The organism is Dokdonia donghaensis DSW-1 (genome assembly GCF_001653755.1).
GTDB classification, from domain to species: Bacteria; Bacteroidota; Bacteroidia; order Flavobacteriales; family Flavobacteriaceae; genus Dokdonia; species Dokdonia donghaensis.
The window spans coordinates 110,245-127,120 of record NZ_CP015125.1 but is presented as its reverse complement, the minus strand read 5'-3'; the positions used below and the strand labels follow the sequence as shown (position 1 = coordinate 127,120).

The following is a 16,876-nucleotide window of genomic DNA, read 5'->3' as shown; positions in this document are numbered from 1 at the left end:
TTTATGTTACGCTTTCGCGAAAGCGTTAAAAGTTAAATCCTGCCTTAAATCCGAAGCTTCTTGTTGTAGCATAGCTCAAATCTTCTACTCCGCTCACAAATCCTTGTCCTTGTACTGCAAGTTGCTCAGGGTCAAAATGTGGGTTTTCCGTGATAGCAAAAAGATTACGTCCTATGAGTGATAGGTTTACGTCTACACCTTCTTTAAGACCGATAAATCCGTCTTTAAGCTTGAAAGAATATCCTATAGAAAACTGACGAAGTTTTAAGAACGAGGCGTCATAAATGTTGTTTTCTTCGTGGTTACGGTCATAAAACTGACGGTAGTAACTCTCTGCCGAAACTGCCGTGGTGTTTGGAACAAAATTTGGATTTGCTGCAGTACCTGTGTTTACAACTCCTTGCGCAATAATTCCCTCTTCTGGGCGAAAAGCTGTTTCTGCTAGTTGGCCTCCTACATTACCTAGTGCTCGTGTTCTTGAGACAATATCTCCACCTTGACGCCAGTCAAATAAGAAAGAAGCACTCCATTGCTTGTAATGGAAATCATTGTTCCATCCCAAGTTAAAATCTGCGGTGTAGTTTCCTATTTTCTTGAGGTTGTTATCTGCAATAAAGCGACCGTTGTTATCAATGATAAAATCACCATCGTCATTACGTAGGTAGCCTGTTCCATAAATATCGCCAACTTCCCCGCCTTCTTCTACTTGGAAAAATACGGTCTGGTTTGCGCTGTCATAGATACGGCTAAAGGCAAGGGTAAGACGACCGTCAGATTGTGGTAAACTTTCAACTACAGATTTGTTCGTGCTGAAGTTAAAGGTCGTGTTCCATCTAAAGTTTTCATTTACGATAGGAGTGATGCCCGCAATGACCTCGATACCCGAAGTGCGTACCTCACCACCATTTACCACCTGCTGATTAAAGCCTGAGGAAATAGCAATAGGTAAGGAAATAATCTGATCTTTGGTCAGGGCGTTGTAGTACGTGAAGTCTACATTAAACCTGTCTCTAAAGAAACGTATGTCTGTACCTATCTCGTACGATGTAGTTTGCTCTGGTTTAAGGTTTGCATTAGGAATAAAGTTTTGTGCGCTAAAAGTAGGCTGGCCTTCAAAAGGAGTCTGTGCGATAAAAGCTCCAGAAGTTTGGAAAGGATTAGTGTCATTACCCACCTGAGCAACACTTGCTCTTAATTGCAAGTAGCTTATCGCTTCTGGAAGTTCCCAAACGTTAGATCCTATGAAACTCAAACTAGCCGAAGGATAGAAAAAAGAAGTATTATCTGCGCTAAAAGGTGTTGCAAGTGCGCTTGACCAGTCATTACGTCCAGTAACATCTAGATATAAAAAGTTCTTGTAGCCCAATTTTGCCACTCCGTAAAAAGAGTTGATACGTTTTTCAGATTCAAATTGGAATGCTTCTATAGGTGATGCGGCATTGTTAAGGTTAAAGATGCCTGGTTGTGCAAGATTTGTAGTTTGCACCTGTTTTGTAGAAGCTACTTGTGATAAGCGATTACCTCCAAGACTAACATCTAGCGAGAAGTCGCCAAACTTGTTATCATAGTTAAGTAAGAAGTCTGTGTTGATCTCACGATAAAAAACATCGTGCTCTGCATAGCCACCGTTCTGGAAACGGTTAGAACTAAAGTTCCTTAAAAACTGTCGTTTCTCACTACTGTAGTCCATCCCTGTGCGTATGGTAAGGTCAAGATTTTTGGCGAGTGTTTGTGTAAGGGCTATGTTACCAAAAACGCGATCACGATTAAAAGAGTTTCTGTTTTCTTCTAAAATAAAAAACGGATTATCAAAGAAGGTGTAGTTAAAAGAGTACTGCTGCACGCCTTCTAGACCTGGCTGCCAGTAATCACGTAGGCTGTCTATATTAAGAGAGCGAGGTCCCCAGGCTACGAGTGAGTAATTTACATTCTCACTTCCGTATCCGTTTGATGGGCGGTTATCACTACCAGAATTTACATAACTAATGCTCGCCTTAATTTTAGTTTTGTCTGTTGGCTTAAAATTGAGTTTTGTTGCGATGGTTTGTCTATCTAAGTTTACACCAGGGATGATAGACTCACTACGTAGATCTGTAAACGATATACGGAAATCACCTTTATCAAATCCACTAGAGACAGATACATTATTTATGGTGGTTACACCAGTTTCATAAAAGTCTTTTAGGTTATCTGGGTTTGACCTAAATTCGGTAGGAGTGATGGCGAGTCCATTGTATAAAGCTGTATCTCCACCACGTACAATCGTCCCGTCTGCAAGCGTCACCGGACTATCAAATTGCGGAATTAAATTTCCAGCATCTAGTCTCGGTCCCCAAGAATAGGTGATGTTATCTGAGATTCCTGCTCCAAGACCATCTACATATTCAAAAACTCCACCTTGTCCTTGTCCGTACTCGTTTTGAAAATCTGGAAGTTGGAAAGCACTGTCAAAAAAGATAGAAGAGTTAATACTTATGCCTAATCCTTTTTTCTTGCTACCATCTTTAGTCTCAATAACAATGACTCCGTTTGATGCACGCGTACCGTATAATGCAGCAGCACTTGGACCTTTAAGTACAGAAACAGAAGCAATGTCATCTGGATTTACTTCCATTGCGCCGTTCCCAAAATCTACTTCTTGGAAACCTGCGGCTGCTTCATTTGTGAAGTTAAAAACAGTGTTGTTATTAATAGGTACACCATCTACCACAAACAACGGATTATTATTAGAAAAAGAAGCTTCCCCACGTATGCTTATGCGTGATGAAGATCCTACTCCTGTTGCGCCTTGTGTGATGGTAACTCCCGCAAGCTTACCAGAAAGGTTGTCCAGAAAGTTTACAGACTTTACCTCGTCTATATCTTTTGCATTTATGGTTTGTACTGTATATCCTAGTTCTCTTGTGTTACGTTTTACACCTAGAGCAGTTACAACGACTTCGTCAAGTCCCTCCTGGGAGATGCTTAGTGCAACGTCTATTTGAGTTCTGCCAGCTACAGTGATTAATTGTGAGCTATAACCGAGCGAAGAGAATTTTAAAACGGATGCATCCGTAGGTATGGTAATGGAGTAAGCACCATTTTCGTCTGTAATGGTTCCTTGGTTTGTGCCTTCTATAAGGACATTTACAAATGGTATTGTAGTGTTATCTTCTGCGCTTGTAACGGTTCCGGTAATGGTAGTTTGAGCATACAAACTTGCTGTAAAAAGCAAGAGCATACTAAGATAAAAAGATTTCATCTGAGTGTATTAGTTGATAATTAAGAAAATCTAAGAATAGCTGTAAACCATTGTGGTTTACATAATTTTAAAAATGAACTAATGACGGTGATCCTTTGTTAAAGTGACTTTTAGTGAGCGACTCAAAGAATCGATTTGTAGAGTGGTAATCAAGAGAAACGCCTTGATTTACTATGTTTTGTATAAGTTGTAATACTCTCTTTGATATTGTGGAGGCCTCTTTAAGAATCTGCTGTAGATCTGCAAATGTGTCAAGATCTGAAAGGGTCTCAAGGAGGTAAAGGTTTGTACGCTTTCGCGAAAGCGTATCAGAAATAATTGCACCCAGTTTACTAGACTGCCACGGTAGGTTTTTAAATTGCTCAGGCTTAAAATGGTTTTTTTTAATTCCCATTAAATAACAACCACCATCTATACTTGGGCCAATAACAAGCGTAGATTGTTTAAGCTTTTCTTGTGCTAAAAGAATATGTCCCGCCGAAAGGTGCGGAGTGTCATTACCTATGGTTATAACTTGGTCATAACCACCATTAAAAACTGCTGTAAGCGCATTTGTAAAACGCTCGCCAAAGGTGTTTCCTACCTGCTCATTTTCTGAAAAAATAATGTAGGGAAGACCTGTCTTGCGTGCCGTAGCTATAGTTTGCCTATTGAGCTCTTTAAATAAAGTCACAGACTGCCCGAGCTTCTTGCGAGAAGCTTCGGTAGTTGCTGTTTGAGCAAATATGAGTATGGCGGTTTTTGGTGTCGTGATTTTCTAAGTATTAAGCAACGGTTCCTTGACAACTACTTCCTGCGCCTGCAGTACAACCATAACAGTGCTGAGAGATCATAATGTTACGATCATTAAGTAAATCTTCATTATAATCTTTTATGTGCTTTACACTACTCGCCACTGGCAATTCTAGCATTTGATTAAAATCACAATCAAATAAATAACCATCCCAGCTTATTGAAATGGTGTTTTTACACATTACATTCTCTACCGCGGCAGGGTTATATGCCTCTACGAGTTGATACATATAATCCTCATAGTTTTCTGATGCGATGAGGTAGTCTAAAAATCGTGCAATAGGTAAGTTTGTGATTGCAAAAAGGTTATGAAACTGGATATTAAAATCCTCCATAAGTGCCTTTTTAAAATCTTTTTCCATACTTGCTTGGTCTCCCGGTAAGAAAGCTCCAGATGGATTGTAAACTAGGTCTAGTCTTAAGTCGCTTCCTGGCATACCGTAACCACGCTCGTTGAGCTCTTGCAATGCTTTTATAGACTTGTCAAAAACTCCATCACCACGTTGCTTGTCTGTTTTACCACGTGTCCAGTGTGGCATAGATGAGATGACGTGTACATTGTGTTTTTTAAAGAAATCTGGTAGATCGTAGTACTTTTTATTGGCACGTATAATGGTAAGGTTAGAACGCACAATAAAGTCTTTAATCCCAGCCTTACTTGCTTCTTCTACAAAACGTCTAAAATGCGGATTCATCTCTGGTGCACCACCAGTAAGATCTAGCGTGTGAGCTCCTGTGTTACGTATCACTTCTAGACATTGCTCCATAGTCTCCCAAGTCATAATCTCCTTGCGATCTGGGCCAGCATCTACGTGGCAGTGATCACACACTTGATTACACATATACCCCACGTTTATTTGGAGTATTTCTAGTTTGTTAGGGCGTAATGGTAGCTGGTTGGTCTCTTTTATTTTCTTAGCAAACGTAGGTAGTTCGTCTTTGAAAATACCATTAGATAAAATTTCTATCTGCTTGTTTGCTTGTGCAAGTTCGCTACCTTCTTTCTTCAGTGATTTTGTTGCTGACATTTAAAAATGTTTGTCGTTTGTAGTGTTGATTTCTTTTGGTTGGAAATCTGTATGAGTACGCTTTCGCGAAAGCGTAAAACTACCCGTCTAGTTTATTTACTTTATTCATCATCATCACGCCGTGTACGAGTGTCGCACCACTTTTTATAGCGGCACCTACGTGCACAGCCTCCATCATCTCTTCCTTGGTGATTCCTTTCTGTAGGCCGTCTTTAGTATATGCGTCTATGCAATATGGGCACTGCTCTGTGTGGGCAACGGCAAGTGCGATGAGGGATTTCTCACGTGCGGTGAGTGCTCCTTCTTCAAAAACTTTACCGTAGTAGTCAAAAAACTTAGTTCCTAACTCTTCACTCCACTCTGTGATTTTTCCGAATTTTCTTAAATCTTTTGGGTCGTAATATTGATCTGCCATAGTTATATATTATGTAAGCATACGAATATATGCTTAATCGTAATTAACTACAATTACTTACGTAGAAATAAAGAATAAGGTTTCTAATTTGTGAAATAGAAGGTCTCGAAAAAAAAAATTGCAATTTTTTTTAAAAAGATGTTGTCAGGTCTCAGAAAGGTTTTATATTTGCATCCGCTTACGAGAAGTATCGCATAGAACTCAACAAATAGTGTGAGTCACATTGCAAACGTAAGCCACCTAAAAGCTTTAGGTACCTTAGCTCAGTTGGTAGAGCAACGGACTGAAAATCCGTGTGTCCCTGGTTCGATTCCTGGAGGTACCACATTAAAACCCGATCTTTTGATCGGGTTTTTTGTTTTCTATAACTTTCACTTTTATAAGTTGTTTGCAATCGTAGATTTTGGTTTGATATCTAATATATTGCAGAGGTAACAAGATACTAGATGATCATACTTTTCCTTTTGGCTGGATTAGCCTTATTTGTTTTTATGGGTTACGGACTTTTTACGCTTTCGCGAAAGCGTACACCAGACCCTTTTCCGCCATCGTGGGAGTCTTTATTAAGTGATGAAGTGCTTTTTTACAAAGAACTCACGCCTAAAAAGAAGGAATTCTTTAAAAGAAGAATGATGGCCTTTCTTGCCGAAGTAAATGTAGAGGCTGTAGGTTTTGACCTGTCTGATAAGGATAAGGTGTTTGTTGCGGCAAGTGCGGTGATTCCTATTTTTAACTTTGGAGACTGGCATTACAATAACTTAGATACGGTGCTTATTTATCCAGATTATTTTAATGCAAATCTTGAGTATCACTCAGAGGGCGAAGATCGTATTATAGGTGGTATGGTAGGGACGGGGCAGTTTGAAAATCATATGATACTCTCCCGCAAGGCGCTTCATTTTGGGTTTAATAATAAGACAGATAAAGGAAATACAGCTATACACGAGTTTGTGCATTTACTAGATAAGATGGATGGTGAGGTAGATGGTATACCGGAGCAGTTACTAGGTAAAGAAAATATTGTCCCTTGGCTAGATATGATGCACACAGAGATGGAGGCCATAAATAATGATGCGTCTGATATAAGGAAATATGGAGGTACAAGTAAAATAGAGTTTTTTGCAGTGGCGGCAGAGTACTTTTTTGAGCGCCCAGATCTGTTTAAACGTAAACATCCAGAGTTGTACAAAATGCTTGAAGTTTGTTTTGTAACAGGTTATTAGGGTGATTTTTACCATTACCTTAACAATGTGGGTGCTTTCCTTTTGTATTTTTGACGCTTACTATTGTATATGCAACTTATAATTGATGTAGGGAATACTAGGGTTAAAGCCGCTATTTATAAAGGAGATGCCTTGCAAGCTAAGCATCACTTTGCGTTACAAGACTTTAGTGAGGAGGTAGGTGAGTTTACAGGTCTTTATCCTATTAAAAAAGCAATTATATCTTCTGTGGGGAGACTTACAGATGAGCAAGCTAGATCTGTGCAATTACGTTTTCCTACCATTGTACTCTCACACAATACAGCGCTTCCATTTACAAATGACTACGGTACACCAAAGACACTAGGTGTAGATAGAATGGCTCTTGTAGCAGCCTTTGTAAAAGCACACCCCCATAAAAATGGACTCATTATAGATGCAGGTACTTGTATTACCTATGATTTTATAACAAAAGATGGTTCTTATAAAGGTGGTGCAATCTCACCAGGATTGCGCTTGCGTTATGAGACACTTAATAGACTTACGGCAAATCTCCCGCTGTTAGAAAAACAAATGCCAGGTAGTATAATAGGTACTAGTACAGAAGAATCTATACACTCTGGAGTTGTGCAGGGCACTTTACTTGAAATAGATGGTGCAATAAATCATTACAAAGAGCATTATAATGTGGATACCGTAATAATAACGGGTGGTGATGCAGAATTCTTGGCAAAACGATTAAAAAATAGCATCTTTGCGCACTCAAATTTTTTGCTTGAGGGCCTCAATTATATCTTAACATATCAGAATGATTAAAAAACTTTTTATTGTAGCAGTGCTGATGATGGCCGTTAAAGGTCTTGCCCAAGAAGGAGCTACTACTTCTCCATATTCTTTTTACGGAGTGGGGATACAACAGTTTAGAGGAACCGTAGAAAATAAATCTATGGGAGGCATACAGACGTATAGCGATAGTTTGCACCTCAATTTATTAAACCCTGCATCACTAGGTAAACTACGTTACACCACTTTTACAGTAGGAGGTAACCATAACGAAGTAAATGCAGAAGATGCTACGACAAAGGAGGGTTCTTCAAAATCTACTTTTGATTATCTGGCTATAGGTTTTCCTATTTCGAAAAAAGGAGGGGTAAGCATAGGTCTTATGCCATATACGGCAGTAGGGTATAAGTTAGATGATAGTACAGATGAGGTGCTTAACCGCTTTACAGGTCGTGGTGGTCTTAACCGTGCATTTCTTTCTACAGGTTATACACTAGCAAAAGGACTTACGGTAGGAGCAAGTATGTACTACTACTTTGGAAATATTCAAAACGAAGCTGTAAGATCTCAAGAAGAAGCAGAGCTAGGTACTAGAGAGTCTAATAGAAGTGACTTTTCGGGATTAGCATTTGAGCTTGGGGCGCAGTATGAAACAATGATTAGTGATAAGCTTGAGCTTAGATCATCAGTAAAGTATGTTCCATCTGCTACTATAGGTACTGAAAATGAGAGAGAGGTTTCTACGGTTTTATTTAATAGTCTAGGTTTACTACAAGATGTAGATGTACAAGAAATAAGTGTTCCAGATACAGATTTTGATCTTCCTTCTTCAGTAACGGTAGGTCTTGGTATAGGAGAAAAAAATAAATGGTTCTTTGGAGGTGAGTACACAAGCCAGCAAACAAGTAGTTTTAGTAATAGAACCTTTACTCCAGATAATGTTTCCTTTGAAGATGCAACACAAATGAGAGTAGGAGGTTTTTATACGCCAAAATATAATTCTATCTCAAGTTACTGGGAGCGTATGACTTATCGTGCTGGATTTAGATATGAAGAGACGGGGCTTGTAGTGTCTAATGAAGATATAAATGAGTTTGGCATATCTTTTGGAGTTGGACTACCTACAGGACGAAGAATTAGTAATCTTAACTTACAATTTGAAGTAGGGCAGAGAGGAACGACAAACGCAAACCTTATACAAGAAAACTTTATAAACGTAGGCGTAAGTTTATCAATAAACGACTTATGGTTTGTCCAATCTAAATTTAATTAACAGTAAAACCTAACATTATGAAAACTAGATTAACCACATTTTTTGTAGCGCTCGTCATAGCTGGCGGATTTACAGTAAATGCACAAATAAGTGAGGAGTGCCTTACGACGGGTTCTATATTTGTAGAAGCTGCTAAAGTTAAAAACTATGAGGCTGCAAGAGCACCTTTTGAAAAACTTCAAAAAGATTGCCCTAACTATTCTCTAGCTTTATACCAGTATGGAGAGCGTTTACTTAAAGCAGATCTAAAAGCAGCAAGCCCTGCCGAAAAAGGTGCCGCGGCACAAAAGCTTATCGAGTTTTTAAAGAAGAGAGAGCAATACTTCCCTGCAAAAACTCCAAAGGGAAAAAACGCAGCTGCACAGGCTCAGATAATGTTTGATAACAAAATAGGAACGCCAAAGGCACAGTATGATGCATTTCAAAATGCATTTAATATGGATGCAAACTCTATTACAAGTGCAAAAAATATCTACACTCGTTTTAAGCTAGCAGTAGATCTTTATAAAAATGGACAGCAAGTACAGCTTCAAGAGGTTTTTGATCTTTATGATGATACGCAAGCAAAACTTAATAAAGAAGCAACTACACTAGATTCAAAATTACAGAAGTTAGTAGAAAAAGAAGAAGCGGGTACTGCACTTAGCGCAAAAGAAAAGCGTAGAGTAAAAGGTTATGAAACAAACCTTAAGGCATTCGGAATCTTTGGAGGAAGTACAGATGGAGCGCTTGGAGAGTTAGGTAACTGTGAGAACCTTGTACCACTTTATCAGAAGGATTTTGATTCTATGAAGAACGATAAAGAGTGGATCAAGAAAGCTGCAGGACGTCTTGCAAGTAAAGATTGTACAGATACAGATTTATTTAAGCAAATGGTTGAGAATCTTCACAGACTTGAGCCTTCTGCAAAATCTGCAAAGTACTTAGGTATCTTAGCTGGAAACAGAGGAGACTCAGCAGCAGAGGCTAGATATTACCAAGAAGCTATAGATCTTGAAACAGATCCAAAAGAAAGAGCAAATGCTTATTACAGACTTGCAGAAAAAGCAAGAAAAAGTGGTAGCTACGGTAAAGCAAGAGGTCTTTATAATAAGGCGCTTAGTGAAGATCCATCTTATGGTATTGTTTACTTAAGAATTGCAGCAATGTATGCAGCAAGTGCAAATAACTGTGGTCAGACTACTTTTGACAAGAGAGCAGTATACTGGTTAGCTGCTAGTACAGCGCAAAGAGCTGGACGTGTAAGTCCATCACTGGCTGGTACTGCAAATAAGACAGCAGCAAGTTACAGAGCTTTAGCTCCAAGTACTGCAGATGTATTTACATCTGGAAAAGCTGGTCAAACTATCAAGATAGGATGTTGGATTGGATCAAGTGTAAGAGTTCCAAATAACTAATGTCACTACTACATAGAAATATATTAAAAATCTTAGTCACGGCTTTTGCCGTGACTTTGTTTTTAAGTTGTGATAGTAAAGCAGACGATATACGTAGGTTAAGTATGAAGTCTGATGGTCCTGTTACAGAAGGTAGGGGTATTAATCTTAAGTATGTAGATTCTGGTAAAGTCACTGCACATTTAAAAACACCTTACATAAAAAATTATGCAAATGCCTCTTTTCCTTATGAGGAGTTTCCAGATGGAATAGAAGTCACTTTTATAAGTGAAGATGGCAAGGAGAATTTAATTACTTCAAACTATGCCATACGCTATAAGGGTACAAACCTTATAGATCTACAAGATAATGTGGTGCTATTTACGCACGACTCTATAACCTTAAAAGCACAACAGCTGTACTGGGATCAATCTAATAGTTGGATTTTTACAGACCAGCCGTACACGCTTATTCTTAAAGATGGCTCTCGTAACGACGGAGACCTATTTGACTCAAATGAAGACTTTACAAATTTTGTATCTTTAAACAACGTAGCAAAACAATACGTAAAAGAAAATTCTGAAGACTTATGATGCGATATGCAAAATACACAGAGTATGTATACATAATAGTTGCCGTGCTTGCAGGTTATAAAACAGTATCACTTTGGGGTGAAGATCGCTCTAGAGCATATCTGTTCTTGTTTTTCTTTGCTGTGAGTGTAGGGATGTACTTCTTTAGGCGTCATTTCCGTAAGAAGTTTGAAAACAGGAAAAACTCTTAATGGGAAGTTTTGAAGGACAGATTATAACCATATGTTGCTCGCTCATACTCTCTGCGTTTTTTTCAGGAATGGAGATTGCTTATGTGTCGGCAAATAAGATACATATCGAAATAGAGAAGAAACAAAATGATCTTCTCTCTATTGTTCTCAAAAAACTTACTGCAAAACCTTCCAAGTTTATAGCAACAATGCTGCTGGGTAATAATATTGCCCTGGTTGTATATGGTTATTTTATGGGAGCACTCTTACAAGGGTGGCTGGAGAATATGCCTTTCGGCGAAAGTTTAACGTGGCTCAATACCTTCGTGCAAGAATTTAGCCTTCTCAGTCAGACGATTATTTCTACACTAGTGATTTTAATCACGGCCGAATTTTTGCCAAAAGTTTTCTTTCAGATTTATGCAAATAAGCTTCTTAAGTTTTTTGCAATACCTGCTTATTTCTTTTATCTCTTATTTTATGTACTAAGCGCATTTATTATTTGGATATCAGACCTCGTTCTTAAATACTTGTTTAAGACAGATGGAGATGAGGTGCAGTTAGCTTTCACGAAAGTGGAACTAGGTAATTACATTTCTGAACAAATGGAAGCCGTAAACGACGCCGACGAAGTAGATACAGAAATACAGATTTTTCAAAATGCACTAGAGTTTTCTGAGGTAAAGTCACGAGAAGTGATGTTGCCACGCACAGAGATCGTAGCCGTAGATGAGCGCACGACACCTACTGCAATAAATAAGATTTTTATAGAAACGGGACTTTCTAAAATACTCGTTTATAAAGATACAATAGATGATATAATAGGCTATGTGCACTCTTTTGAACTTTTTAAAAGGCCAAAAACGATAAGCAGTGTTTTAATGCCAGTAGTATATGTCCCGGAGACTATGCTGGTAAAAGATGTGCTTAATGTGCTCACAAAAAAACGCAAAAGTATCTGTGTAGTTATAGATGAGTATGGAGGTACTAGTGGGATGATGACGGTAGAAGATATTGTAGAAGAGCTTTTTGGAGAGATAGAAGATGAGCACGATACAGTCGCACTAGTAGAGGAGCAGTTAAGCGGTTCTAGCTACAAACTTTCTGCTAGACACGAGGTAGACTACCTTAATGAAACGTATAAACTTGATCTGCCAGAAAGTGAAAATTATGAGACCTTAGGGGGTCTCGTGGTTAGTCATACAGAAGAAATTCCAGAAGAGGGGGAGACTATAGAGATAGAAGGAATAATCTTTCACATCATAGAGACTTCAAACACAAAAATAGAACTCTTAGAAGTCCGTATATCTAAAGACTAAATTGCCTTGTTTTTTTATTTTTTATTATGCTATAATAATGGTATTTTCGCCCACTATTATAGCATAAACAACATACAATGGCAATTTTAAATAAAATACGTAGCAAGAGTATCTTCTTGATCATTATTATCGCACTTGCACTGTTTGCATTTATCTTCTCATCTATCTTAGATAGTGGAGGTTTTAATGCAGATAAGCAAAACCGTGTTGCATCTATAAACGGTGTAAACCTAGATCGTGAAGATTTTGCGACAAAGGTAGAGGCACAAACGCGTAGAGCAGGAGCAAATAGTTCTACTACAAAAGCCGTAAACGCTGTATGGGAGCAGGAGGTAAACAGAGTACTTCTTGAAGAGCAGTATGAAGAGTTAGGTATACAAGTAGGTAAAGACCGCACGCAAGAGTTACTTAAGCAGGCACTTCAAAATGATGTGCGTTTTCAAGATGGAGACGGATTCTTTAGCGAGGCAAAAATGCAAGAGTTTATTGCTACTTTAAAAGATAGCCAAAACCCTGGTGATTACCAGTCGTGGTTAGTTTTTGAAGAAAGCTTAAGAAATCAAGAAAAGCAAGAGATTTACTATAACCTAGTAAGAGCTGGTGTAGGAGCCACTCTTAAGGATGGAGAGGTAGCCTATAAGCTTGATAATAATACGGTAGATATTCAGTATGTACAAATGTTGTACACATCTGTGCCAGATGAAGAGGCTCCAGTAAGTAAAGATGAGATTCAAGATTATGTAAATGAACATAAAGATGAATTTCAAACAGAGGAGACACGCTCTATACGTTTTGTAAAATTTGTAGAAGAAGCATCTCTAGAAGATGAGAATGCGCTTAAAGCAGAGCTTTCAAAATTAAGAAATGAGTATACAGCTCGTAACGGTGCAACAGGAGTAACAGAAACTTTTGCTGGATTTGATAAGACAGAAGAGATAGAAGAGTTTCTTATAGACAACTCAGATGTACCATTTGTAGATCGTTGGTTCTTTAAGAAAGATTTACCTTCTACTAATGCAGATACACTTTTTGCCTTAGGTAAAGGTGGAGTTTACGGTCCTTATAAAGACGGTAGATATATGAATCTTTCTCGTGTTGTAGACGTGAGAAAAATGCCAGACTCTGTAAAGACAAGTCATATCCTTATAGATTTTCAAGGAGCTGTTACAAATACGGCTAGAGGACCTATCCCTTCTTCTGCAACAAGATCTAAAGAAGATGCTAAGAAGCTTGCAGATAGCTTACTTTCTGTTTTAAAAAGAAACAAAAACAAGTTTGAAGATCTTGCAAAAGAGTTTTCTTCAGATAAGTCAAACAGTGACAATGGTGGAGATCTAGATTACCAAAATCCTAATCTTTTTGCAGCTGGATACAGAGACTTTATTGTAGATAATAGAGCTGGAACAATAGGAGTAGCAGAAACAGATTTTGGTTACCACGTAATTAACATCGTAGACCAAAAGAACGTACAAGATGTAATTAAGGTTGCAACTGTAGTGAAGGAAATAGTACCTTCAGATAAAACGATTTCTAATATTTACAACACAACTCAAAAGTTTGAACTTGCTGCTGCCGAAGGAGATTTTCAAACTGTAGCAACAGAAAATGGTTATGCAGTACGTCCAGTACAACGTATACGTGCTATGGATGAAACGCTACCTGGAGAAGGAGCACAGAGAACTGTTGTACAATGGGCTTTTGAAGAAGATACTAATGTAGGAGATATCAAGCGTTTTGCTACAAATGATGGATACATAGTAGCTCAGGTTACACGTAGAACGCCTGCAGGTACAGAGAGAGTAGAAGATGTGTCACTACAGGTGACGCCTATCATACGTAATATGAAGAAAGCAGAGATTATTAAAAATAAAATTTCTGGATCAACACTTTCTGAAATCGCACAATCTCAAGGAACAACTGTAAAAACAGCTGGTGCCGTATCTATGAATGCGCCTACTATCGCTGGAGCAGGAAATGAGCCTAAAGTTGTAGGAGCAGCCTTCGGTTTAAAAGAAGGAGAAGTGTCTTCACCTATAGAAGGATCAAGAGGAGTATATGTAATAGAGGTTGTAAAAGTCTCTGAAGCACCAGGCTTAGAGAACTACGCTGCTTTTGCAGGTCAGCAGGCTCAAAAATCTAGAGCAGCTGTAAGTACAAAAGTTCTTAACGCTCTTAAAGAAGCTGCAGATATTGAAGATAACAGAGCTACATTCTACTAGTAGATTGTATTTCAAGTAAAAAAGGCTCGAACAATTATTGTTCGAGCCTTTTTTTTGGTGTGTGTTTACGCTTTCGCGAAAGCGTTATTCCCCCAGTATCATTTCTTTATAAGGCACGATAGTATCATACCCTTTGTTTCTAAAATAATCCATTTGAGAAGCTGTTCCTATTGCCAAAACAAAGTCACCTCCCCAGCCTCCTAAGCTTTTTATAGCGCGAGGATAATCTGCAAAAAGTTGTGTTTTTATTGTGGGTGTTTTAAGAATGCGAGACAAATTATCCTCGTGTTCTGAAAGTAGTTTTTCAAAAGCCACAATGGATTTACAACTCAAAAGGTCTTGTGTAAATCTAGAAAATCTAGCCCTCTCCTCAGCTAGGGCGTTTTGATCAAGACTCCTATAATGTTGTATGCTCTCTCTACTATTTTGTTTCTTATTAAGATAAACAAAGTAAAGTTCTTCCTTAAAATGCGGGCTATATGTCACGGGTGTGACTATAGGTGTCGTGTTGGTTTTTTGATAGATGAGAGCGCTCTCTGTTGTGGCGCAAGCGATATCATACCCGCTACCTCCAAAGGTCATATCAAGTAGCTTGTAAGGGTCTACAGAGGCCCATCTGGCAATGTTTGCGAGTAGAGTAGAAGAGGAGCCTAGCCCCCAGTCTTTTTGAAATTCTAGTGTACTCTCGATCCCATAGCCTTGTCGTGTATTTAAAAATGAGTTGTTGAGTTTTTGTGCAGCTTGTAAAATACTTAAAAGGCGCTCGTAAATGGCATCTCCTCTTCCATCATTACTATCTAAGGGAAAGCTAAACTTATAATCTAACCACAGCTCTCCAGTGCTTAAATAACTACGCCATATGATTGCTTCTTGATCTATGGGCTTTATATCTAGATGCTGTCCCTTTTTTGTTGGTAGCGCTAGTGCTTGTGCCCCATCTAGAACAAGATATTCTGAGGTGAGTAATAGTTTGCCGTGACTGTAATAATGGTGTTTCAAAAAACGAGATTTTATGAGCGTAGTTCGTCTATAAAAGTGACAACTGCACTATGAGTAACGATGTTTGATTTAAAGTGATTTATCGTTTGTTGCTTCTCATCTGGAGTCGCATTCATCTGGTTTAAAATGTTCATAAGGTGCATTTTCATATGCCCTTGCTGTATGCCAGTTGTGGTGAGCGACTTAAGTGCTGCAAAGTTTTGAGCTAGACCGGCGACTGCAACAATTTGCATAAGCTCTTTTGCAGAAGGGTTACCCAGTAATTCCATACTCCACTTAACAAGTGGGTGCAGTTTAGTAAGGCCTCCTACAGTACCTAGCGCTAGTGGTATCTCCATCCAGAAGGTAAAAATGCCATCCTTTATGCTTGCGTGGGTAAGGCTTCTATACTGTCCATCTCTTGCTGCGTACGCGTGTACGCCTGCCTCAACTGCCCTAAAGTCATTACCAGTTGCAAGTATTACGGCATCAATACCGTTCATTATTCCTTTGTTGTGGGTGACAGCTCGATAAGGTTCTTCTTCGGCAATGGTAACTGCTTGAACAAATTTTTTGGCAAAGGTCTCACCGTCTATATCTTTTTCGGTGAGCTGGTCTACAGGACAACTTACCTCTGCACGTACAAGGCAATCTGGAACATAGTTAGATAAAATGGACATAATGATATCTAATGTGTTTCCGCTTTCGCGAAAGCGGGCATCTGCCTCAAACCCTTCTTTAAAAGTGGTTGCAAATTGCTCCAAACAGCTGTTTATGAAGTTTGCACCCATTGCATCTAGCGTCTCAAAGGTGCAGTGCAGCTGGTAGTAATCATCTACAGCGGCTGTTTTATCTCGTAGGGCGATGTTTTTTATGCCGCCACCACGTTTTTTCATATTAACCGTAATCTCTTCTACATCTTCATTGAGCTTTGGTGTGATTTTATCAAAGTACTGCTGTAAGTCTTCTTTATCACCATCATAAGTAAAGTGTACCTGTCCTACCTTAGTGGTGCCTAGAACGGTAGTTTTAAAGCCGCCTCTCTCTTGCCAGAATTTACCAGCCTTACTCGCCGCAGCAACTACAGAGCTTTCTTCTATAGCCATCGGGATGGTGTAGATGGTGTCGTTTATGGTAAAATTAGGCGCTACTCCTAGGGGTAGGTAGTAATTTGTGATGGTGTTTTCTATAAACTCATCGTGCAGTTGCTGGAGCTTTGCATCTGTGTTCCAGTATGAGGTTAAAGTCTGGGTTGCTGTCTCAGAATTGTTAAAGAAGTTTGTGGTAAGCCACGTAATCTTCTCAGTTTTTGATAGTTTAGAAAAACCAGATATCGCCTTTGTCATTAAGCAGTTTTTTAGAAAGTGATAAAGATAATGAGAATGTGGTTAACCTAAGTCTAATGCGTGATTATAGCGGTGAGAGTTCTTAACATTCTGAAGGTTTTTAACAGCAAAAAGCAGGGTTTTCTGCCTTATTTTTAGTAA

Annotated in this window: 14 protein-coding genes and 1 tRNA gene; 9 read left to right on the top strand and 6 right to left on the bottom strand. The window is 38.7% G+C overall.

Annotated elements, in window-relative coordinates; translation table 11 throughout:
• Positions 1-25: 25 nt before the first annotated feature.
• From I597_RS00555 to I597_RS00540, 4 genes are all read right to left on the bottom strand, one after another.
• Positions 26-3,241 carry a SusC/RagA family TonB-linked outer membrane protein gene (locus I597_RS00555; protein WP_035325522.1) on the bottom strand — a complete coding sequence of 1,072 codons (3,216 nt, stop codon included), beginning with the start codon at positions 3,239-3,241 and terminating at the stop codon, positions 26-28.
• 67 nt (positions 3,242-3,308) lie between these two features.
• Positions 3,309-3,914 (bottom strand): TIGR04282 family arsenosugar biosynthesis glycosyltransferase, encoded by a 606-nt coding sequence (locus tag I597_RS00550; protein ID WP_052111796.1) that lies wholly within the window; start codon positions 3,912-3,914, stop codon positions 3,309-3,311.
• Between the two features lie 91 nt (positions 3,915-4,005).
• Complete coding sequence (gene arsS, locus I597_RS00545; RefSeq protein ID WP_013750119.1) at positions 4,006-5,061, bottom strand: arsenosugar biosynthesis radical SAM (seleno)protein ArsS; 1,056 nt, start codon at positions 5,059-5,061, stop codon at positions 4,006-4,008.
• A 79-nt stretch (positions 5,062-5,140) separates the two neighbouring features.
• Positions 5,141-5,476, bottom strand: coding sequence for an arsenosugar biosynthesis-associated peroxidase-like protein (locus I597_RS00540; protein ID WP_013750118.1), 336 nt, complete (start codon positions 5,474-5,476; stop codon positions 5,141-5,143).
• 252 nt (positions 5,477-5,728) lie between these two features.
• Here I597_RS00540 and I597_RS00535 point away from each other — a divergent pair.
• From I597_RS00535 to I597_RS00495, 9 genes are all read left to right on the top strand, one after another.
• Positions 5,729-5,801 (top strand) — tRNA-Phe (locus I597_RS00535).
• A gap of 121 nt (positions 5,802-5,922) precedes the next feature.
• Positions 5,923-6,699 (top strand): M90 family metallopeptidase, encoded by a 777-nt coding sequence (locus I597_RS00530; RefSeq protein ID WP_035325516.1) that lies wholly within the window; start codon positions 5,923-5,925, stop codon positions 6,697-6,699.
• A 69-nt stretch (positions 6,700-6,768) separates the two neighbouring features.
• Positions 6,769-7,494: a type III pantothenate kinase gene (locus I597_RS00525; protein ID WP_035325514.1), complete on the top strand. Its 726-nt coding sequence runs from the start codon at positions 6,769-6,771 to the stop codon at positions 7,492-7,494.
• Complete coding sequence (locus tag I597_RS00520; protein WP_035325511.1) at positions 7,487-8,734, top strand: membrane protein; 1,248 nt, start codon at positions 7,487-7,489, stop codon at positions 8,732-8,734. The genes I597_RS00525 and I597_RS00520 overlap by 8 nt, the downstream gene beginning before the upstream one ends.
• 17 nt (positions 8,735-8,751) lie before the next feature.
• The gene (locus tag I597_RS00515) at positions 8,752-10,131 is read left to right on the top strand and encodes a tetratricopeptide repeat protein (RefSeq protein ID WP_035325508.1); all 1,380 of its coding nucleotides are present in this window, start codon (positions 8,752-8,754) and stop codon (positions 10,129-10,131) included.
• Complete coding sequence (gene lptC, locus I597_RS00510; protein WP_021778175.1) at positions 10,131-10,703, top strand: LPS export ABC transporter periplasmic protein LptC; 573 nt, start codon at positions 10,131-10,133, stop codon at positions 10,701-10,703. The genes I597_RS00515 and lptC overlap by 1 nt, the downstream gene beginning before the upstream one ends.
• On the top strand, positions 10,700-10,894 hold the full coding sequence (locus tag I597_RS00505; protein WP_021778176.1) for a hypothetical protein: 195 nt from the start codon (positions 10,700-10,702) through the stop codon (positions 10,892-10,894). The genes lptC and I597_RS00505 overlap by 4 nt, the downstream gene beginning before the upstream one ends.
• Entirely contained in the window at positions 10,894-12,192 is a 1,299-nt protein-coding gene (locus I597_RS00500) for a hemolysin family protein (RefSeq protein ID WP_035325506.1), read from the top strand. Before I597_RS00505 ends, I597_RS00500 begins: the two co-directional genes overlap by 1 nt.
• Before the next feature lie 77 nt (positions 12,193-12,269).
• Positions 12,270-14,411 (top strand): peptidylprolyl isomerase, encoded by a 2,142-nt coding sequence (locus I597_RS00495; RefSeq protein ID WP_035325505.1) that lies wholly within the window; start codon positions 12,270-12,272, stop codon positions 14,409-14,411.
• An 84-nt stretch (positions 14,412-14,495) separates the two neighbouring features.
• Here I597_RS00495 and I597_RS00490 read toward each other — a convergent pair whose 3' ends face one another.
• Both I597_RS00490 and I597_RS00485 read right to left on the bottom strand, forming a co-directional pair.
• Entirely contained in the window at positions 14,496-15,410 is a 915-nt protein-coding gene (locus tag I597_RS00490) for a GYDIA family GHMP kinase (protein ID WP_052111795.1), read from the bottom strand.
• 11 nt (positions 15,411-15,421) lie between these two features.
• Positions 15,422-16,735, bottom strand: a complete 1,314-nt coding sequence (locus I597_RS00485) for a hydroxymethylglutaryl-CoA reductase, degradative (RefSeq protein ID WP_035325499.1) — start codon at positions 16,733-16,735, stop codon at positions 15,422-15,424.
• Between the last annotated feature and the right edge of the window lie 141 nt (positions 16,736-16,876).

Excerpts from the sequence above, each read along its gene's own strand:
- I597_RS00555 (WP_035325522.1), bottom strand. The coding sequence starts at position 3,241 with ATGAAATCTTTTTATCTTAGTATGCTCTTGCTTTTTACAGCAAGTTTG.
- arsS (WP_013750119.1), bottom strand. The coding sequence starts at position 5,061 with ATGTCAGCAACAAAATCACTGAAGAAAGAAGGTAGCGAACTTGCACAA.
- I597_RS00540 (WP_013750118.1), bottom strand. The coding sequence starts at position 5,476 with ATGGCAGATCAATATTACGACCCAAAAGATTTAAGAAAATTCGGAAAA.
- I597_RS00530 (WP_035325516.1), top strand. The coding sequence starts at position 5,923 with ATGATCATACTTTTCCTTTTGGCTGGATTAGCCTTATTTGTTTTTATG.
- I597_RS00525 (WP_035325514.1), top strand. The coding sequence starts at position 6,769 with ATGCAACTTATAATTGATGTAGGGAATACTAGGGTTAAAGCCGCTATT.
- I597_RS00520 (WP_035325511.1), top strand. The coding sequence starts at position 7,487 with ATGATTAAAAAACTTTTTATTGTAGCAGTGCTGATGATGGCCGTTAAA.
- I597_RS00515 (WP_035325508.1), top strand. The coding sequence starts at position 8,752 with ATGAAAACTAGATTAACCACATTTTTTGTAGCGCTCGTCATAGCTGGC.
- lptC (WP_021778175.1), top strand. The coding sequence starts at position 10,131 with ATGTCACTACTACATAGAAATATATTAAAAATCTTAGTCACGGCTTTT.
- I597_RS00505 (WP_021778176.1), top strand. The coding sequence starts at position 10,700 with ATGATGCGATATGCAAAATACACAGAGTATGTATACATAATAGTTGCC.
- I597_RS00500 (WP_035325506.1), top strand. The coding sequence starts at position 10,894 with ATGGGAAGTTTTGAAGGACAGATTATAACCATATGTTGCTCGCTCATA.
- I597_RS00495 (WP_035325505.1), top strand. The coding sequence starts at position 12,270 with ATGGCAATTTTAAATAAAATACGTAGCAAGAGTATCTTCTTGATCATT.
- I597_RS00485 (WP_035325499.1), bottom strand. The coding sequence starts at position 16,735 with ATGACAAAGGCGATATCTGGTTTTTCTAAACTATCAAAAACTGAGAAG.